This window comes from Mangrovicoccus algicola, from assembly GCF_014903745.1.
Classification (GTDB): Bacteria; Pseudomonadota; Alphaproteobacteria; order Rhodobacterales; family Rhodobacteraceae; genus Mangrovicoccus; species Mangrovicoccus algicola.
Genome location: NZ_JACVXA010000053.1, coordinates 1 through 19,731 on the forward strand (window position 1 = coordinate 1; position 19,731 = coordinate 19,731).

17 protein-coding genes are annotated in these 19,731 nt (G+C 70.2%); 7 read left to right on the forward strand and 10 right to left on the reverse strand.

Annotated features, from left to right (window positions below):
- The 6 genes from ICN82_RS15610 to phnN all read left to right on the forward strand — a co-directional run.
- Positions 1–913, forward strand: a 913-nt coding sequence (locus ICN82_RS15610; protein ID WP_269142428.1) for an FGGY-family carbohydrate kinase, incomplete at its 5' end; no start/stop codon positions are given.
- Entirely contained in the window at positions 910–2,496 is a 1,587-nt protein-coding gene (locus ICN82_RS15615; RefSeq protein WP_193184475.1) for a fucose isomerase, read from the forward strand. The genes ICN82_RS15610 and ICN82_RS15615, both read left to right, overlap by 4 nt.
- Positions 2,497–2,966: 470 nt before the next feature.
- Positions 2,967–3,938, forward strand: a complete 972-nt coding sequence (locus tag ICN82_RS15620; RefSeq protein WP_193184477.1) for a TAXI family TRAP transporter solute-binding subunit — start codon at positions 2,967–2,969, stop codon at positions 3,936–3,938.
- 96 nt (positions 3,939–4,034) lie between these two features.
- Positions 4,035–5,936, forward strand: coding sequence for a TRAP transporter permease (locus ICN82_RS15625; RefSeq protein ID WP_193184479.1), 1,902 nt, complete (start codon positions 4,035–4,037; stop codon positions 5,934–5,936).
- A 59-nt stretch (positions 5,937–5,995) separates the two neighbouring features.
- Positions 5,996–6,832 (forward strand): carboxylating nicotinate-nucleotide diphosphorylase, encoded by an 837-nt coding sequence (gene nadC, locus ICN82_RS15630; protein ID WP_193184481.1) that lies wholly within the window; start codon positions 5,996–5,998, stop codon positions 6,830–6,832.
- A 32-nt stretch (positions 6,833–6,864) separates the two neighbouring features.
- On the forward strand, positions 6,865–8,937 hold the full coding sequence (gene phnN, locus ICN82_RS15635) for a phosphonate metabolism protein/1,5-bisphosphokinase (PRPP-forming) PhnN (RefSeq protein ID WP_193184483.1): 2,073 nt from the start codon (positions 6,865–6,867) through the stop codon (positions 8,935–8,937).
- A gap of 53 nt (positions 8,938–8,990) precedes the next feature.
- Here the strand turns inward: phnN and ICN82_RS15640 are convergent, their stop codons facing one another.
- From ICN82_RS15640 to ICN82_RS15675, 8 genes are all read right to left on the reverse strand, one after another.
- Positions 8,991–10,094, reverse strand: coding sequence for an N-acetylglucosamine-6-phosphate deacetylase (locus tag ICN82_RS15640; protein WP_193184484.1), 1,104 nt, complete (start codon positions 10,092–10,094; stop codon positions 8,991–8,993).
- Positions 10,095–10,117: 23 nt separating this feature from the next.
- Entirely contained in the window at positions 10,118–10,897 is a 780-nt protein-coding gene (nagB, locus tag ICN82_RS15645; RefSeq protein ID WP_193184486.1) for a glucosamine-6-phosphate deaminase, read from the reverse strand.
- A gap of 1 nt (position 10,898) precedes the next feature.
- Positions 10,899–11,786 (reverse strand): BadF/BadG/BcrA/BcrD ATPase family protein, encoded by an 888-nt coding sequence (locus ICN82_RS15650; RefSeq protein ID WP_193184488.1) that lies wholly within the window; start codon positions 11,784–11,786, stop codon positions 10,899–10,901.
- A complete protein-coding gene (locus ICN82_RS15655; RefSeq protein ID WP_193184490.1) occupies positions 11,783–12,892 on the reverse strand; it encodes an ABC transporter ATP-binding protein in 1,110 nt (369 codons plus the stop codon). Before ICN82_RS15655 ends, ICN82_RS15650 begins: the two co-directional genes overlap by 4 nt.
- Positions 12,892–14,067 carry a Gfo/Idh/MocA family protein gene (locus tag ICN82_RS15660; RefSeq protein ID WP_226898527.1) on the reverse strand — a complete coding sequence of 392 codons (1,176 nt, stop codon included), beginning with the start codon at positions 14,065–14,067 and terminating at the stop codon, positions 12,892–12,894. The genes ICN82_RS15655 and ICN82_RS15660 overlap by 1 nt, the downstream gene beginning before the upstream one ends.
- The gene (locus tag ICN82_RS15665; RefSeq protein ID WP_193184491.1) at positions 14,064–14,897 is read right to left on the reverse strand and encodes a carbohydrate ABC transporter permease; all 834 of its coding nucleotides are present in this window, start codon (positions 14,895–14,897) and stop codon (positions 14,064–14,066) included. The genes ICN82_RS15660 and ICN82_RS15665 overlap by 4 nt, the downstream gene beginning before the upstream one ends.
- 3 nt (positions 14,898–14,900) lie before the next feature.
- Complete coding sequence (locus tag ICN82_RS15670; protein WP_193184492.1) at positions 14,901–15,788, reverse strand: carbohydrate ABC transporter permease; 888 nt, start codon at positions 15,786–15,788, stop codon at positions 14,901–14,903.
- Between the two features lie 61 nt (positions 15,789–15,849).
- The gene (locus ICN82_RS15675) at positions 15,850–17,169 is read right to left on the reverse strand and encodes an extracellular solute-binding protein (RefSeq protein ID WP_193184493.1); all 1,320 of its coding nucleotides are present in this window, start codon (positions 17,167–17,169) and stop codon (positions 15,850–15,852) included.
- Between the two features lie 158 nt (positions 17,170–17,327).
- Between ICN82_RS15675 and ICN82_RS15680 the strand changes: the two genes are divergently transcribed.
- Positions 17,328–17,930 (forward strand): GNAT family N-acetyltransferase, encoded by a 603-nt coding sequence (locus tag ICN82_RS15680; protein ID WP_193184494.1) that lies wholly within the window; start codon positions 17,328–17,330, stop codon positions 17,928–17,930.
- A gap of 229 nt (positions 17,931–18,159) precedes the next feature.
- On the opposite strand, the gene ICN82_RS15685 is transcribed toward ICN82_RS15680, so the two are convergent.
- Together ICN82_RS15685 and ICN82_RS15690 are read right to left on the reverse strand one after the other, a co-directional pair.
- A complete protein-coding gene (locus ICN82_RS15685; protein ID WP_193184495.1) occupies positions 18,160–19,365 on the reverse strand; it encodes an ROK family protein in 1,206 nt (401 codons plus the stop codon).
- 166 nt (positions 19,366–19,531) lie between these two features.
- Entirely contained in the window at positions 19,532–19,717 is a 186-nt protein-coding gene (locus ICN82_RS15690) for a hypothetical protein (protein ID WP_193184496.1), read from the reverse strand.
- Between the last annotated feature and the right edge of the window lie 14 nt (positions 19,718–19,731).

Genomic DNA, 19,731 nt, shown 5'->3' on the forward strand with positions numbered 1-19,731 from the left:
CGCCGCCGAACTGGGCCTGGCCGCGGGCACGCCGGTCGCCGCCAGCCTGATCGACGCCTATGCCGGGGCGCTCGGCACGCTGGGGGTGGCCCGCGCCGCGGGCGAGCCGCTCCCGGCGCGGCTGGCGGTGATCGCGGGGACCTCGACCTGCCATATCGGCCTCAGCCCCGGGCCGGTCTTCGTGCCCGGCATCTGGGGGCCCTATTACGGCGTCATGCTGCCGGATCTCTGGGCGCTGGAAGGCGGGCAATCGGCGGCCGGCGCGCTCCTGGATGCGGTCATCGCCCGGCACGGCGCCTCGGCCGCGCTGGCCGCGGAGGCCGAGGCCCAGGGCAGGCGGATCACCGACCTGCTGGATGACGTGCTGGCCGGGATGGGCGCGGAGACCGCCACGCTGACCCGCGAGCGCCACGTGCAGCCCGATTTCCACGGCAACCGCTCGCCGCTGGCAGCCCCCTGGCGCAAGGGCGCGATCAGCGGGCTGACCCTGCAGACCGGGGTCGCGGACCTGGCGCTGGACTATCTCGCGACGCTGCAGGCCCTGGCCTATGGCACGCGCCACATCATCGAGGAGATGCGCGCCGCGGGCGCCCGGGTCGACACGCTGGTCGTCAGCGGCGGGCTGGCCCGCAACGCGCTGTTCCTGCGAGAGAATGCCGATGCCACCGGCTGCCGGGTCATCGTCCCCGACCAGCCCGAGCCGGTGCTGCTGGGCTGCGCGATGCTGGCGGCGGTGGCCGCGGGCACGCAGCCCGACATCGAAACCGCCATGACCGCGCTTTGCGGCACGGGGCGCGTCGCGGTCCCGCGCGGCGGCGCCATCGGCGACTATCACGACCGCAAATACCGGGTCTTCCGCCGGATGCAGGAAGATTTCGCCGCCTATGGCGCGCTGATGGGAGACGCCTCATGACCACGATCACCCTCGTCGCCAGCGGCGACCTGCGCGAAAGCGCCAATATCCAGTGCTGGCCCGCCCAGGCGGCGATGGAGGCCAGGCTGGCACAGGTGCTGGAGGGCATGGGCCACCGGCTGCAGCGCGCCCATGGCGTCAAGGACGGGGCCGGCCACGGGTTCATCGCCAGCCAGAGGGAGGGCATGGACATCTTCGCCGCCATCGATCCCGACGCGCCGCTGATCGTCGCCGAGGCGGTCTGGCAGTATTCGCACCATGTGCTGCCGGGGCTGAGCACGCATCGCGGCCCGATCCTGACCCTGGCCAACTGGTCCGGCCAATGGCCCGGGCTGGTCGGGCTGCTGAACCTCAACGGGTCGCTGACCAAGGCGGGCATCGCCCATGCCTCGCTCTGGTCCGAAACCTTCGAGGACGGCTTCTTCCTGGGCAAGCTGGCCGAATGGCTGGACACCGGCACCATCACCCATGACACCAGCCATGTCCGGCCCTTCGACGGCGATGCCGGAGAGGATGCGGCGCTGGTGGCGGCCATCGCCGCGGACCTGCGCCGCAACAAGGCCATCCTGGGCGTCTTCGACGAGGGCTGCATGGGCATGTACAATGCCATCGTGCCCGACGAGCTGCTGATGCCCATGGGGCTGTTCAAGGAACGCCTGTCGCAATCCGCGCTCTATCACGCGACCCTGCAGGTGCCGGTCGCCGAGGGCCGCGCCGCCTATGACTGGCTGCGGGCGAAGGGCATGACCTTCCATCTGGGCACCGACCCGGCGACCGAGCTGACCGAGGATCAGGTGATCGACCAGTGCCGCATGTATGTGGCGGCGGTGCGCATGGCCGACCGGTTCGGCTGCGAGGCGATCGGCATCCAGTACCAGCAGGGGCTCAAGGACCTGCTGCCCGCCTCCGACCTGGTCGAGGGGATGCTGAACACCGATGACCGCCCCGACGTGACCCGCCCCGATGGCAGCGTGATCCGCCAGGGCCGGGCCATCGTGCATTTCAACGAGGTGGATGAATGCGCGGCGATCGACGGGGTGCTGATCAACCGGGTGCATCGCGCGCTGGGGCAGCCGGTGGAAACCACGCTGCACGACCTGCGCTGGGGCGGGCCGGACCTGTCGGGCACGCATGAGGGCCATGTCTGGGTGTTCGAGATCTCCGGCGCGGCGCCCGCGGCGCATCACGCGGGCGGCTGGGCCGGATCGGAAAGCCACCGGCAGCCGGCGATGTTCTTTCCCGCCGGGGGCGGCACGCTCAAGGGCTATGCGAAACCCGGCGAGATCATCTGGTCGCGCATCCATGTCGAGGACGGCACGCTGCGGATGGATATCGGGCGCGGCCGCGCGGTCGAATTGCCGCCTGCCGAACAAGAACGGCGCTCGCGGGCGACGAACCCGGAATGGCCGATCATGAACGCCATCCTCACCGGGGTCAGCCGCGACCAGATGATGGCCCGCCACAAGGCGAACCACATCCAGGTCGTCTATGCCAATTCCGTCGAAGAGGCCGACCGCGCCCTGCGCGCGAGGGCGGCGCTGGCCGCCGAACTGGGCATCCAGGTCAGCACCTGCGGCGTCTGATCCCCGCGGAGGCGCCCGTCCTCCGGGACGGCCCCCGCCCCCTGCCGACCCGCCCGGCCCATATGGCGCCGGTGGCATGGCGGAGCCGGAGGCCAGGCCGCATCTCCCGGCTGGAGGATCGACACGGCATCTCCCGGCGGCGCGCGCGATCCGGCGCGGCAGACCCCGGCGGCAGGATCCCCGGGCTGCCCCGAAAACATGCATCGCGTCTGCAAATTCATCCGAAATGCCGAAAAAGTCGCGTTTCAAATCCGCCAGATCACGGCATGTTCGGAAACCGCTTAAGACGGTCCGCTTTTGGGTGCATGCAAACGACCATCGCAATGACGACGCTTTCGAGAATGTCACGGATCCCGGATCAGGCCACAGATGCCGCCGGAAAATCCATGTCCGGGACAGAGGGCGCCGCGGGCCGGAAAAAGGGCGGTAAACGTCCGTATATTAACGATTTCACCAGCAGGAGACCCTCCATGAAGACCATTCTCGCCACCGCGCTCATCGGCGCCGCCGGCCTGGCGGCCTCCACCGCATCCGCCGCCAACATCACGCTCTGCGGCGCCTCGCCGGGCGGATTGTGGAGCCTGATCGGCGTCGGCCTCGACGCGGCCGTGCGGGCCCAGCAGCCGGACAGCACCGTCACCTACCAGACCTCCTCGGGCGGTTTCGCGAATATCGCGCAGATCAAGGCCGGCGGATGCGACCTGGGCATCGTCCATGTCGGCGAGGCGCTGATCGCCAAGAAAGGCGCGGCCCCGTTCCAGGCGCCGGTCGAGGGCATCGGCGCGGTCGCACTGGTCTATGACAAGGCCCCCATGCATTTCCTGGTCTCGAAAAGCTTCGCCGAGGAATACGGCCTCGGCTCGATCGCCGATCTCGCGACCAGCGGCGCGCCGCTCGACCTGGTCTCGAACCGCCGCGGGATCCTGCCCTCGATCCTGCTGGAAGAGGCCTTCGCCAAATCCGGGCTGACCTATGACCAGCTCGAGGAGAATGGCGGCTCGGTCCAGTACGAGGGCAGCGCCGGCGCCGCGGACATCATGACCGACGGCCGCGCCGACATGTGGACCAACGCGACCTTCATCGGCACCTCGGCGGTGGAGACCATCGCCCAGGCCCGCCCCATGACGCTCTTGTCGGTCCCCGCCGAGGTCAGCCGGCAGATGGTGGAGGAATACGGCTCGCAGCTGGTGACCATTCCCGCCGGATCCTATCCCTGGCTGGATCATGACGTGGAAACCTTCGGCGCCCGCGCCGCGATCGTGGCCGCCGAGGATGCCGATCCGGCAATGATCGAACTCGTCGCCACCGCGATCCGCGACCATGCCGACAAGATTGCCGAGGTCCATAGCGCGATGGGCGGGTTCACCGCCGAATTCGCGGCCTCCCTCGACGCGCTGGACTATGTCCCTGGCGCGGCCGAGATCTACGCCCCGGCAAACTGATCCCCCGCAGGGGCCGGGCCCCTCCGGGACCACCTGCTGCCCGTTCCCCCGCCGGGGGGACGGCCTCCCATCATGGCGGAAAACGGGAAGGTTTCCATGCGGTTTCTCGCGTATCTCTTCAACACAAGCCCCCGGCGCCGTCCCGAAGGCTGGCTGGCGCGGCCGCTGACGCTCTATTGCGCCGCCGTGTCCGCCTGGGTGCTGTCGGCGGCGACATGGATGCGGGTGGACTCGCTCGCCATGACGATCATCTTCCTGTCGCTCATCCTGGTGCCGTCCTTCCTGCTGGTCGCCGCGGCCCCCGGATCGGATCCGCGCAGGCCCTCCGCGATCGACTGGGGTCTTTCCGCGGCCGCGGGCGCCTCGGCGCTCTATTTCATCGTGAACATCCCGGCCACGGCCGAGCGCATCTCGCTGCTGTCGCCGCTGAGCTGGCACCAGTTCGCCTTCGCCGCGATCATGATCCTGCTGACGCTGGAGATCACCCGCCGCACCGTGGGCATGTTCCTGATGCTGCTGGTGATGAGCTTCATCGCCTACAACCTCCTCGGCCATCACCTCACCGGCACGCTGGGCCATGGCTACATCTCGCTGCAGCATTTCGTGGACATCAACGTCTATACCTCGGACGGCCTGTTCGGCACCCCGGTGCGGGTCGCGGCGACCTATGCCTTCCTCTTCGTGCTTTTCGGAACCATCCTCGAACATGCCCGCGGCGGCGACTTCTTCTTCGGCCTCTCCGCCGCGCTGACCGGCCGCTCTCCCGGCGGCCCCGCCAAGGTGGCGGTGGTGTCCTCGGCCCTGTTCGGCACGATGTCCGGCAGCCCGACCTCCGACGTGGTCGCGACCGGCTCGATCACCATTCCGATGATGAAGAAGCTCGGCTACCGCCCGGAAATGGCCGCGGGGACCGAGGTCGCGGCCTCGACCGGGGGCAGCCTGCTGCCGCCCGTCATGGGCTCCGCCGCCTTCATCATGGCCGAGGTGACTGGTCTCGACTACCTGGCGATCTGCTTTGCCGCCATCGTGCCCGCCGCGGTCTACTATCTCGGCATCTACGTGCAGGTGCACATGCGTTCGAAGACCCTGGGACTGGAGCCGCTGGCCCCGGAGCAGGTGCCGCGCCTGCGCGCGGTCATGATCTCGGGCTGGCCCTACCTGATCCCGCTGCTTGGCATGACCGCGATGCTGGTGATGCATTTCTCGCCGACCCTGACCGCGGCGGTCGCCTCCGGCCTGGTCTGGCTGGTCGCGCTGATGCGCCCCTCGACCCGCCTGGGGCTGGGGAAGACCATCGACGTGCTGTCGGAGACCACCATCCGCATGATCGGCGTGACCGGCGCCTGCGCGGCCGCGGGGCTCGTGGTCGGCGGGATCACCATGACCGGGCTGGCCTCCAAGTTCTCGGTCCTGGCCTTCGGCCTGGTCGGCGAGAACGACTTCCTCGTGCTGCTGCTGTCGGCGGCGGTGACGATCATCCTCGGGCTGGGCATGCCCACGCCCTCCGCCTATGTCCTGGCCGCCGTTCTGGTGGCGCCGACCCTGGTCAATGACCTCGGCATGCCGCTGATGGCCGTGCACATGTTCATTCTCTATTACGCGGTGCTCTCGGCCATGACCCCGCCCGTCGCCGTGGCCAGCTTCGCCGCCGCCGCGATTGCCCAGGCCAATCCGATCAGGATTTCGCTCGAGGCCATGCAGCTGGCGGTCACCGCCTTCATCATGCCCTTCGCCTTCATCGCCAATCCCGGCGTGCTGCAGCCCTGGGCCTCCGCCGGGGATGCGGCCGAGGCGCTGGCGGTGATCCTGGGCTGCTTCGCCATCGCCATCGGGGCCGAGACCGCCCGCCGCACCGACCGGCTGTGGGGCTGGGCGGGCGTCGCCGCGGGGCTGTGCCTGATCATGCCCGGGCCGGAACCCAAGATCCTGGGTCTGGCCATGGCCGCCGCCGTGCTGGTGCGGATGCGCCGCAGGCGGACCGCGATGGCGGTCTCCTGACCGGGCGGCCGGACCCTCATCACGTGACATACAGCATACAAGTACAAGAAGGACCCCCCATGCTGATCGACATGCGCAAAGTGGAAAAACTGATCGACCTGTGGTTCGACGAGGACAATAACTACTTCGACCTGACCGCCAAGATCATGGTGGATGACGATGCCGCGGCCACCTTCGGGATGAATGCGCGCGAGGACATCATCCTCGCCGGCCTGCCGATGGCGGAGCTGATCTTCAAGAAGCTCGATCCGGCCTGCAGCTTCGAGGCGCTCTACAAGGACGGCGACAGGATCGCCGCCGGCACGACCTTCGCCAGGATCACCGGCAACGCCCAGGCCCTGCTGACCGCCGAGCGCGTCGCGCTGAACCTGATGCAGCGCATGTGCGGCATCGCCGGCGTCACCGCGGAATACGTCAAGGAGATCGAGGGCACCGGCGCCTTCCTCGTCGATACCCGCAAGACCACGCCGGGCCTGCGCATGCTGGAGAAATACGCCGTCACCTGCGGCGGCGGACGCAACCACCGGCTGGGCCTCGACAACGGCATCATGCTCAAGGACAATCACATCGCGGTGGCCGGGTCGATCACCGCCGCCGTCGCCCGTGCCAAGGCCCATGCCCCGGTCCTGACCAAGATCGAGGTCGAATGCGACCGGATCGACCAGGTGAAGGAAGCCCTGGAGGCCGGGGCCGATGTCATCATGCTGGACAACATGACCAATGACGCGATGCGCGACTGCGTCGAATGGGTGGCGGGGCGCGTGCCGCTGGAATGCTCGGGCGGGGTGCGCCTGGAGACCATCAGGGGCAAGGCCGAGACCGGCGTCGACTTCGTCTCGGTCGGCCGCATCACCCAGTCCGCCCCCTGCGTCGATATCGGTCTCGACGACGTGTGAACCTGAAACCCGACAGAAGCGGAGCAGTCGCCATGGCATTCAAGGGAACCCTCTTTCTCGTCGTCGGCCCCAGCGGGGTCGGCAAGGACACCCTTCTGGACGGTGCGAAGGAGGCGCTTGGCAGCTATGGGTTCTACCGCTTCTGCCGGCGCTGGATCACCCGCGATGCCGAGGCCGGCGGGGAGGATTACCGCCCCGTCAGCGACGCCGAGTTCAGCCGCATGCTGGAGGCCGGCGCGTTCTTCCACCACTGGGAGGCCCACGGGCTGCGCTATGGCCTGCCCGGCGACATCCGCGACGACCTGGAGCGCGGCATCCATGTCATCCTGAACGGCTCGCGGCGCGAACTGGCCGGGATGGCCGCGCTCTGGGAAGATACGGTCGTCATCTCCATCGAGGCCTCTCCCGAGGTCATCGCCGCAAGGCTGACCGCCCGCGGGCGCGAAAGCGCCGAGGAGATCGAGAAGCGCATCGCGCGCCGCGCCGAGGTGCCGCAGGTCGGGCGCACCGTGATCCGGGTGCGCAACGAGGCCGGGCGCGAGGAAGGCATCCGGGCGCTGGTCCAGGCGATCGTCGGCAGCGCCGGACAGCATTTCCGCGGCGAAGCCTCCAGCCTGCGCACCGTCAACGGCAATCTCTGCGTGATTTCCGATGCCCATCCGGTTGCCGAGATCCTGCGCGCGCAGGGCAGCCGGGTGGAGCTGGTGAACGCGGCGGGCACCGAGGTCGTCGCCGAACTGGCCTATGACACCGGCGACCGGGTCTCGGCCGATGCCTGCCTCCTCGACATCAAGCTGGCCGCGCGGCTGGGCATCGGCGAGGGCGCCGTTCTGGAACTGCGCCCGGCCCCCTCGCCGCTGAGCCGCGAGGTGCTGCGCCGCAAGGTCCGCGGCGAGGAGCTCTCGGCGGCGGATATCGAACAGGTGGTCGATGAAATGGTCCGCGGCCGGTACTCGCAGACCGAACTGGCCGGGTTCCTCGTCAGCGCCGCGAACGGGCTGACCACGGCGGAGGTCGTGGCCCTGGCAAGATCCCGTGCCGCGCGCACCGAGAATCTGCGCTGGGACGCGCCGGTCGTCGTCGACAAGCATTCCATGGGCGGGATTCCCGGCAACCGGATCACCCCCATCATCATCCCGATCGTCGCCGCCGCCGGGCTCATCATGCCCAAGACCTCCTCGCGCGCGATCACCTCCGCCTCGGGAACCGCCGACGCGATGGAGGTCATGGCCCGCGTCGACCTGTCCCCGGACGAGCTGCGCCGCGTGGTCCGCGAGACCGGCGGCTGCATTGCCTGGAACGGCAACCTGACCCATTCGCCGGTCGATGACGTGATGAACGCGATCAACCAGCCGCTGGGACTGAAATCGGCGCAGCTCGATGTCTCCTCGATCCTGTCGAAGAAGCTGGCGGCCGGCTCCACCCATGTGCTGATCGACATGCCTGTCGGCCCGGAGGCCAAGACCCGGACCGCGGCCGAAGCCGCCGAGCTGGAGACCCTGTTCCGGACGGTCGCGCAGGCGCTCGGCATCCAGGCGCGGGTGATGGTGACCGACGGCACCGGTCCTGTCGGCCGCGGCATCGGCCCGGCGCTGGAAATGCGCGACGCCATGATGGTGCTGGAGAATGATCCCGGCGCGCCCGCGGATCTGCGCGAAAAGGCGCTGCTCTATGCGGCCACGATCCTCGACTGGGCCGCCCCCGCGCCGCGCAGCGGCCGCGACCGGGCGGAGGAGCTGCTGTCATCCGGCGCCGCCGCCGCGAAGTTCCGCGCCATTCTGGCGGCCCAGGGCATGCGCGGCGCCAGGGCGCCCGCGCCGGCGCCGCTGACCGAGACGATCGCCACGCCGGCCGCCATGGAGATGCCGGGCTTCGGCGTCAGGTCGGTTGCCGCGATCGCGCGGGCCACGGGCGCGCCCCTCGTGCCCGCGGCAGGGGTCGACCTGCTGGCCCTGCCGGGCGCGCATCTGGAACCGGGCGCGCCGCTGCTGCGGATCCATGCCGCGACCAGCTTCGCGTTGCAGGCCGCCGCATCGCGCGCCCGCGACGCGCTGGCCAGCGGACAGCTGTTCCGGACGGTGCCCCGGATCGCCGAACCGGTATGACCCGGGCCAGGCGGGGCGCGGGCTGCAAGTCGCCCTGCCCCGCCGCCGCCCGGTCAGGCCGGCAGCGGCATCAGCGCGAAGTCCCGGTCGAGCAGCACCAGATCCCCGGCCTCCATCCCCGGCGCGATCCGGCGCGGGGCCAGGCCCATCACCGCGCGCGGCATGTCGGTGACCATGGCCAGCGCCTCGCCCAGCGGAAGCCCCACATGGCGGCACAGGTTGGCGAGGCTGCCGCGCAGGTCCAGATGCGCCCCGGCCAGCGCGCCCTCGGCATTGATCAGCCGCCCCTCGGCCAGCGCGATGCGCCGCCCGTAGAGCATGAAGCTGTCCGGCCCGCCGACCGTGGCCATGGCATCGCTGACCGCGAAGCTGCGCGCGCCGGGCGGGCGGGCGGCCAGCGCCAGGCGCAGCATGTCCCAGGAGACATGGATGCCGTCGCAGATCAGCCCGCAGGCCACCGGCTCCAGGATCGCCGCGCCCAGCAGTCCCGGCGCGCGCGACCCCATCGGGTCCATGGCATTGAACAGGTGCGTGACGCAGCCGACGCCCCGGGCAAAGGCGGCGCGGGCCTCTTCGGCGGTGGCGCTGCTATGCCCGGCCGAGACCACCGCGCCGCAGGCGACCAGCGCGCGCAGGAGCCCGGGATCGGCCCGTTCGGGGGCCAGCGTGATCATCACCGGCACACCCGCGCCGCGCAGCCGCTCGACCAGCTCGACGCTGCGGCGGTCCAGCGGGCGCAGGAACGCCGCCTCATGCGTGCCGCGCCGCGCGGGCGCGAGATGCGGCCCCTCGATATGCAGCCCCAGGATGCCGGTCTCGCCCCAGCCGGCCAGCACGGCCGCGGCGGCCGCCTCCGCGACTTCGGGCCGGTCGGTGATGACCGTGGGCAGGATGTCCCCCGTGCCCAGCCGCCGATGCGCCGCCGCCACGGCCCGCAGCCCGGCCGGGCTGGGGTCGGAATTGACCATCACCCCGCCGCCGCCATTCACCTGCAGATCGGTGAAGGGCACGCTGGCGAGGAAGGCCTCGACATCCGCCACCGCCGTCCCGCGCGGGGCCAGCGCGGTGACGCGGCCATCCCTCAGCGTGATCTCGCGATCCGCCAGCAAGGCGCCGCCGCTCCAGACATGGCGCGCGGCGATCAGGGTTTCGGCCATGGATCCGCTCCTTTCCGGCATCGCTACAGCTGCGGCGCCCCGCCTTCGGGATGCACGGTTTCGTAATACTCGGTCATCCGCAGCGCCGCCGCCGCCGCGCGGTCGCAGACCAGCGTCGCCTTAGCATGCATCTGCAGGATCGAGGCCGGGCAGCTGGCGCTGAGCGGCCCTTCGACCATCGCCGCCACCGCCTGCGCCTTGGCCGCGCCGGTCGCCAGAAGCACCACCTCGGCGGCATCCATCACCGTGCCGATCCCCATGGTCAGCGCGTGGCGCGGCACCGGTTCGCCCGGCCCGAAGAAGCGCCGGTTGTCCTCCACCGTCTTGCGCGCCAGCGTCTTGACCCGGGTGCGCGACACCAGCGAGGAACTGGGCTCGTTGAACCCGATATGCCCGTTCGCCCCGATCCCCAGAAGCTGCAGGTCGATCCCCCCCGCCGCCGCGATCGCCGCCTCGTAGCGCGCCGCCTCCGCCTCCAGATCCGGCGCGTCGCCCCGGGGCAGATGCGCCTGCCCCGGCGGCAGGCCCAGCGGGCCGAAGAGGTGGCGCCGCATGTAGACGTGATAGCTTTGCGGATGATCGGGACCGAGCCCGACATATTCGTCGAGATTGAAGCTGGTGAAGCGGGCGGCCGGGAACCGCCCCTGCCCCGCCCGGTCGATCAGCGCGGCATAGACCGGCTCCATCGTCCCGCCGGTGGCAAGGCCCAGCACCGCCCCGGGCCGCGCCGCCAGCAGGTCGGCGATCCGGTCGGCCACGGCCCCGGCGGCGCGGGCGGCATCGGGATGGATGAGGATTTTCATGTCAGGTCCTTCCTCGGGGATGGCAGTCACCGGCGGCACCCGCGGGCGCCGCCATGTCCCGGGCCAGCGCCAGCGCCCCGTCAAGCGGCGTGCCCGCGGGTGCCCGGATCCCGGCGGCCAGATCCGGCGGCAGGACCGCCGCGTAATGCGGCCCGATCCCGCCGGTCAGGCACAGCGCCCGCCCCGGAACGTGGCCGAGCGCCGCCAGCAGGCGCGCCAGGTAGCCGGCCCCCTGCCGCAGGATCGCGGCCGCGGCGGCATCGCCCGCGCCCGCCCGTTCGGTGACCAGGGGCGCGATCCGGCCCAGTTCGTCGGGCCGCGCGGCGGTGGCGAAGGCGACGATGCCCGCCGGTCCGCCATGGCGCTCTGCCAGCATCCGGGTCAGCCCGCTCTGCGCGGCGATCCCGTCGCAGGCATCGAGGGTCACGCTCAGCGCCCGGCGCCCGACCCAGGCGGCGGAGGCCTCGTCGCCCAGAACCGCGCCCCAGCCGCCGGCCAGGCGGATCCGCCCGCCGGCCTGCAGCGCCAGGAAGGAGCCGGTGCCGCAATGCGCCACCGCCCCGTCGAGATCCCCCAGCGCGCCGCGCACCGCCGCCGGGCGGTCATCCTCGACCCGCGCGCAATCCAGCGGCAGCGCCGCCGCGACCCGGCCCGCCAGCTCTGCCGACAGGCAGCCGGCGAGCCCCAGATAGGCCGGGGTCGCAGCCAGCGCCGCCGCGTCCAGCCCGGCGCATCCGGCCAGCCGCGCCAGCCCGTCGCGCAGCCCCGCGACGGCGCGGCCGAAATCCGAGCCGACATTGGCAGGCCCCGTCTCGACCGTGCAGCGCCCGTCATAGCTCAGCCGCGCGCGCGTGCCGCCGCCATCCACGGCAATGACCGGCCGCGTCATGCCGCGACGGTCGCGCCCGGCACGACCCGGCGCGGACAGGCGGCCCCGTCCTGCCGGAACAGATGCGCCGCCGCCGGGTCGAAGCCGAATTCCGCCGCCACGCCGGGGCGCAGCCCGAACCCGCCCGAGACCACCGCGCAGATCGCCTGCCCGGTCTCGGCGGCGCCATAGACGACGCTCTGGTTGCCCAGCTGCTCGATCACCTCCGGAACGACGCGGAACCGGACCTCTCCCGCGCCCAGGCGCAGGTCGTCGGGACGGATGCCCAGCTCCAGCGCCTCGCCGGGGGCGGCCCCGCCCTCGACCGGAACCGTGACCTCGCCCGCGCCCGCAAGCCGCATCGCGATGCCCCCGGCCGCGGTTCCCGTCGCCTCGGCGGGCAGGAAGTTCATCGTCGGATTGCCGAGGAACCCCGCGACGAAACGGTTGGCCGGGCGGTGGAACAGCTCCAGCGGGCTGCCCACCTGCTCGACCACGCCGTCGCGCAGCACCACGATCTTGTCGGCCATCGTCATCGCCTCGACCTGGTCATGGGTGACATAGATCATCGTCGTGCCCAGTTTCGCATGAAGCCGCGTCAGTTCCACCCGCATCTCGGCGCGCAGCGCGGCATCGAGATTGCTCAGCGGCTCGTCGAATAGGAACACCGCCGGTTCGCGCACGATGGCGCGGCCGATGGCGACGCGCTGGCGCTGGCCGCCGGACAGCGCGGCGGGCTTGTGCGCCAGCCGCTCCTCCAGCTTCAGCACCGCGGCGGCCTCGGCGACGCGGCGGCGGATCTCGGCCTCGGGCAGCTTCGCCACCTGCAGCGGGAAGGCGATGTTCTCGAAGACGGTCATGTGCGGGTACAGGGCGTAGCTCTGGAACACCATGGCGATGCCGCGATCGACCGGGGCCACGTCATTGACCACGCGGCCGTTGATGCGCAGCTCGCCGCCGGTGATCTCGTCCAGCCCGGCGATCATCCGCAGCATCGTCGACTTGCCGCAGCCCGAGGGGCCGACGAAGACGACGAATTCCCCGTCCTCGACGGTCAGGTCGGTTTCGCGGATCACCTTGGCATGGCCGAAGGACTTGGTCAGCCCGGCGAATTCCAGCTTGCCCATCAGACGCCCTCCGCCATGGCCGGCGCGCCGAGCGCCGCATCGAATTCCGCCCAGATCGGGGCCATCTCGACCACCCGCCCCCCGGTGCGGGCGATGTCCATGGCCAGCGCCGTCAGCCCCGATTCCAGCGCATCCGTCACCGATAGCGGCAGATGCGGCATCCGTCCCTCGACATGGGCGACGATATCGGCCGCCATCTGGGCATCGGCGCCGTAATGGCCCGCCTCGCTGCCCGATCCGATCGCGGCGGCATCGGCGACCTGCGCCCCGGTATCGGACAGCGTCACGCGGAAGCTGTTGCGGATGAAATCGCCCTCCGCCATGCCCTCGGTGCCGATCACCGCGAAGCGGCGGAACTGGTCGGGCACGTTCAGGTTCGTGTGGAAGGCCAGGCTCGCCCCGCCCTCGTATTCCACCAGCGCCGTCTGGTAGTCGATGATGTCGGCCTCGCCGGAAAACGCATCCTCGATCCCGTGCCAGCGCGGCAGCTTCTCGTCCAGATAGGCGGGGCGCCCGGCGGGGCGCCGTTCGGGCAGGTATTTCTTGCGCCCGCCGAAACTGGCCACCCGCGCGGGCCGCCGCCCGACCACGCCCTGGTAGAGGTCGATGTCGTGGCAGCATTTCTCCAGCATGAAGCCGCCGGTCATCGCGGTGGACCGCCGCCAGTCGCGCATGAAGAAGGACCCGTGATAGGGGGCGATATGCTCGGAGGCCTCGATCGACATGACCTCGCCGATATGGCCGTCGGCCTGCGCCCGGCGCAGCGCGCGGTAAAGCGCGGAATAGCGCAGCACCAGCCCCACCATCAGCCGCCTCCGGCCGTCATGGCGGGCGATCAGCCGCGCCAGCTCCATCGTCTCGGCGACCGAGATCACCACCGGCTTCTCGGCGAAGATGAAGGGCACGTCGCTTTCCAGCGCGATGCGCAGATGCTCCAGATGCAGGTGGTTGGGCGAGCCGATCATCACCATGCGCGGGCGCAGCGCCTTCAGCATGGCGGCAGGGTCGTCATGGAATGCGGGGGCGGCGCCGATCCGGTCCAGCACCTCCAGATGGGTGCTTTCGGGATCGCTGACGCCCAGGACATCGAGCCCCGGCGCGGCGGCATGGAATTCCGGCAGGACCGAGGCGATGCGGTGGCCCAGCCCGATGATACAGGTGGAAATGGCGGTCATTTGCTGGCTCCTGCGGTGAGGCCTTCGATGAATTTTCTCTGGAAGATCAGGTAGACGACGATGATCGGCAGGATCACCAGGACGGCGCCCGCGGTCAGGACGGGGATGTTGACGGTATAGCGGCCCTGGAAGAACAGCATCCCCAGCGGCATGGTGCGCAGGCTGTCGTCATTGACCAGCACCAGCGGGATGAGGAACTCGTTCCAGGTCCAGATGAACAGGAACAGCGCCAGCGACGAGATCGCGGGGCGCATCAGCGGCAGGATCACCCGGCGCAGGATCAGCCCGCGCGGCGCCCCGTCCAGGAGCGCCGCCTCCAGGATGTCGCGCGGCAGCTGCTGCATCGCCGAGGCCATGAACAGCGTCGCGAAGGGCACCGACATGGCGATCTGCGGCAGGATCAGCGCGGCATAGGTGTTCAGCAGTCCCAGCCAGCGCATCTCGTAATAGAGCGGGATGATGAAGGCCTCGGTCGGCACCATCATGCCCAGCGTGAGGACGACGAAGATCGTCTTCTTGAAGGGAAAGGACAGGAAGGCGAAGGCAAAGCCGGTCAGCAGCCCCAGCAGGACCGACACGCCCACCACCGGCACGACCACCAGGACCGAGTTCCAGAAATAGACGCTGAAATGGCCGTCGACCCAGGCGGTGACGTAGTTTTCCCAGTGGATGCGGTCGGGAAGGACGAAGGCGCCCTCGAACAGGTCCTGCTTGCTCTTGACCGAGGTCAGCAGCAGCAGGCCGAAGGGCACGATGGTCATCAGGGTGAAACCCCAGACGAGGGCCCGGAATCCCAGCGCGCGGGCGGCGATGCGGGAAGCGTCGGTCATGGCTCAGGCTCCGTCGCGGGGTTTGAGGAACCGGTGCACGGCATAGTTCACCGCGAAGACCAGGATCGCCCCGATGATCGCCACCGTCGCGCCGTAGCCGTAGCGGCTGAGCTGGAAGCCCAGGTCGTACATGTAGATGTTGGGCACCAGCGTCGCATTGGCGGGCCCGCCCCGCGTCATGGTGAAGATCAGGTCGAAGCTCTTGATCGAGGCGATGATCGTCAGCAGCAGCACGATGCGCACCTCGGGCAGCAACAGCGGAAAGGTGATGCGGCGGAAGACATAGGCGGGCCCGGCCCCGTCGATCCGCGCCGCCTCGAAGATCGAGGGGTCGAGCCGCTGCAGCCCGGTCAGGAAGATCACCATGCAGAATCCGAAATAGTACCAGACCGCGACCATGCCCACGGCCGGCAGCGCCCAGTTGAAATCGCCCAGCCACGGCACCGCCAGCACGCCCAGCCCGATCGCCTTGAGCCCCTGGTTGATCGGGCCGAAGGCGGGATTGTAGAGCCATTGCCAGACCACGCCGATCACCGCCGAGGGCATGATGTAGGGCATGAACAGCAGCGTGCGCACCGCCAGCCTTTCGCGCGGTCGGATCGCGCTGACCGCCGAGGCCAGGCCCATGCCGAGGATCAGCGGCAGCACGCAGTAGAACAGCATCAGGATGGCGTTGTTCTTCAGCGCGGTGAAGAACCGCGCATCGCCGAACAGCTGGATGTAGTTGCCCAGCCCCACCCAGCGGGGGGCGGAAAGGCCGTTCCAGCTGGTGAAGCTCAGCCCGACCGCCGACAGGATCGGCAGGAAGATGAAGGCGCAGTAGAGGATCAGGCCCGGCAGCACGAAGACAAGGTTCCGGCGCGGCGGCCCGTCGAGGACGGAGGTTTTCATGGGGATTCCTCGGTTTGCCGCGGCCGGTGGTCAGCCGCGGCAAGGGGGCGTCTGTCAGGGGTTACTTGGCGGCCAGATAGGCCTGGTAATCGGCATCGATGATGTCGACATACTCCTCGGGGCTCTGCCGTCCGGCCATCAGGAGCGCCATGTTGTCATCGATCGTGGTCAGCATGGTGGGCGTCGACCAGTCGGGGTAATGCCCGATCGCATCCGCCGCGTTCAGCGAGGTCCAGGCCTCGATCCCCTCGGTCAGGAGCGCGCTGAGTTCCACCTCGCTGCCTTCGGGCAGCGGCGCCGCCGGCAGGTAGCCCCCGGCCGCCCAGACCTCGGCCGCCGCGGGCGAGACCATGTCGTTGATGAACTCCGCCGCCAGGTCCTGCGTCGCCTCGTCCTCGGCCAGCGAGGTGATCGCCCAGGCCAGGTCGACGCCGCCGACGGCCATCGGCTGCTCGACCCCTTCGGGGGCGGGCATCGGCATGAAATGGATGTCGGGATTGGATTGCAGATCGCCGAAATACCAGGTGCCCGAGGTCATGAACCCGGCCTGCCCCGCCACGAAGAGCTGCACCGCATCGGTGCCGCCGATGCCCTGGTAGCCGTCGAAGAAATAGCCCTCCGTCGACCAGGTCTGCATCAGCTCGGCCGCCTTCAGGTTGGCGTCGGTCTTCCAGCTGCCGCCGCGGCCATAGATCAGGTCGTCCAGCTCGGCGCGGTGCGAGGCGTCGATATGCGCCTGCGCGACCGCCGCCATCAGGTGCAGCCCCAGATGGCCGGTGGCCATGCCCATCGCCATGGGCGTGACGCCCTCGCCCTTCAGCGTCTCCAGCGCGGCGAGGAAATCCTCGAAGCTCTCCAGCGGCAGGGCGACCCCGGCCTCCTCCAGCACCGCCTCGTTGTAATAGACGCCCACCACCTCGGCGAGGCTGGAAATGCCGTAGGTCGTGCCCTCGCCGAACTGGCCGTCCTCGGACCAGCGGTCGCGATCCATCAGCGATTGCGACTGCTGCTCGTCCCAGCCGTATTCCGAGATGTAGCCGTCCATCGGGATCAGCATGTCCTCGGCGACCATCGCGCCCATGTCCTTGGCGCCCTGGTTGACCTTGGTCACGACCGGGCCGTCGCCGGCGCTGACCGCCAGCCGCAGGGTCAGCGCCAGGTCGTCGAAGCTGCGCTGCGTGCGGATCAGGTCGACCTCGGGATGCGCCTCTTCGAAGCGGTCCATCAGCGCCTTGATGACCTCGATCTCGCCGTCATAGGAGTAGTTGTGCCAGACCGGCAGGTCCTCGGCGGCGGCGGCCGAGGCCAGGAGCCCGGCTCCCAGCCCGAAGGACACGGCCCCGCGCCGCAGCGCGGGCAGGCAGATGCTGTATTTCGTCATTGTTGTCTTCCCTGTTGCGTTTTCTTCTGGATGTCCCGGCGGATGGCGCGGACGCCCGGGGCGCCGCGGACCGCTTTTTTGCCGGAGCGGTCTTCCCTCTTTCCCGCGGAGCGCCCTAGGTTGGAGGCTCCACGCGAAACAGGACAAGGATCGCATCGATGAGCGAACCCCATATCCGGGCGGCCACGGCCGCGGACACGGACCGGGTCTACGAGATCTGCCGGCGCACCGCCGCGGCGGGCGAGGATGGCAGCCATCTCTATTCCGACCCGCGCATGCCCGGCTATCTCTACTCCGCCGCCTATCTCAAGCTGCAGCCGGACTGCGCCTTCGTGCTCGATATCGACGGCCAGGCGGCCGGCTATGTCATCGGCACGCCCGACACCGCGGCCTTCGAGGCGCGGCTGCTGGACGAGTGGTGGCCCTGGGTGCGCCGCCAGACCGAGGGCATGCAGATCAGCCGCCCCAAGGACCAGATGGCCGCCGATCGCATCGCCCGGCCCAGGGCCCAGGCGCCCGGGATCCTGGCCGATTACCCGGCGCATCTGCACATCAACCTGCTTCCGCAGGCGCAGAGCGGCGGCTGGGGACGGCGGATGATCGAGACCCAGCTGGAGAACATGCGCCGCCGGGGCGTCAGCGGCCTGCATCTGGGGCTCGACCCCGACAACCACCGCGCCGCCGGCTTCTACCGCCATATCGGCTTCACCGATATCAGCCCCGCCGATCAGATGATCTACGGCATCCGCCTCGACGGCTGATCCCGCCTCCGGCGCACGCGCCCCCACTCCGGACATTACCGAATACTCCCGCACCCTGAACGGCGGATTTCCCGAATTCAGGGGAAGCTAAGAGCGGCCCCGGCACATTGTCAAGTTTCCTGACAAAGTGCCGGGGCCGTCGGTTGACGCGCCGTAGAGAGCGTAAATTTTCACGGATTTCCGGGAGGAACGCCCCGAATCTGACCGAAATGCCGGGCCGGGACCTGCCTCAGACGGCCCCGGCCCGCAGCGGAATCGCGCCGCCCGTCCCGGCCTGGCGGACCGGCGGCGGCAGCGGCCAGGGCTGGTCGAGGCTGCGCGTCTCCAGCTGCGGGGCGAAGGTCTGGTTGTACATCCCCGTCAGCGCCAGGTAGCACGCCCCCGTCACGGTGGAGCGCAGCCCCAGCCCCGCGGGCAGCACCGGAACCGGCCGCGAGGAGCGCCGCGCCAGCCCGTCGCGCGCCGCCTCCACGACCCCCGGCACCAGCCCCAGCATGCCGCCCATGACCACCGCCTGCGGATCCAGCATGGCCTGCACCGACAGGATCAGCTGGCCCGACAGGCAGCCGATGCGCGACAGCACCTCCAGCGCCTCCGGCTCCTGCGCCTCCAGCGCGCGGGTGAAGGCCGCCAGCCCCGCGGATGTCCCCGCCGGATCGTGGTAGGCCGCCAGGATCGCCTGCAGGCCCAGCACCCGTTCCAGCGCGCCGCGCCGCACCGAGTCGGGCTCCAGGCTGTCGGCGCCGATCGGCAGGCTGGCCACCTCGCCGGCCGCCCCGGTCGCGCCGCGCAAGAGCCGCCCGCCGACGATCAGCCCCTGCCCGACCCCGGTGCCCAGACCGATATAGGCCACGTCGTCGAGATCGCGCGCCGAGCCGGTCCAGCGCTCGCCCAGGATCGCGGCATTCATGTCGTTCTCCACCAGCGCGGTGCAGCCCAGCCCCTGTTCCAGCGCCCCCGCCAGGTCAATCCCCGACAGGGCCGGCAGCGCCGAGACCCGCGTCAGGTGGCCGGTGCCGGGATGGACCACGCCGGGCGTCGCCAGGCAGGCCAGGCGCAGCACCCGCCCGCCGCCGAATTCCGCGATCGTGTCGCGGCTGTAGCCCAGGATCTCGGCCAGCAGCCGGTCGCCGCGCAGATGCTCGGTGCGCATCTCGCGGCTGGCCAGCGCCGTGCCGCGCGCATCGCACAGCTCGATGCGGAACCGGCTGGCGCCGATATCCATGCCCAGCACCATGCCCGCCCGGCCCTCGACCTCGTAGAGCACGGCCGAGCGGCCCATGCCCCCGGCGCGGGTCCCGATATTGCGCACCCAGCCCAGATCCTCGAGCGTGCGCATCACCTCGGACACGGTCTGCTTGGACAGCCCCGTCTCGCGCGCCAGGTCGGAGCGCGACCGCGCCCCCTGCACCAGCAGCCGCATGACGGAATTCATCGAGATCTGTCGGAGTATCGGCGGAGTTTTCGAAATCGCGTCCATCGGCCAGCCAGCTTGTTCCGCGGGCAGGTTAGCGCAGTTCGCCGACAGGTGCGAGGCGGCGCGGCCACCCCCGGGGATCCGACCCGGCGTCAGCGGCCCTAGCCGGCCCGCCGCCGCAGGATCAGGGGATCGACCGGCCGGTCGCCTCCATGTCCCCCGCGAAGCGGGCCGGCGCTGCATCGGCCGGCACATGGCGCGCCAGCCCCCGGATCCCCCCGGGCGGCATCTTCGCCGCCTCCCTGACATGGTCCGGCGCGCGGATCTCGCCGACCGTCCGCCTGAAATCGCGCCCCGGCCTGGCGGCCACGGCGGCCCCGCATG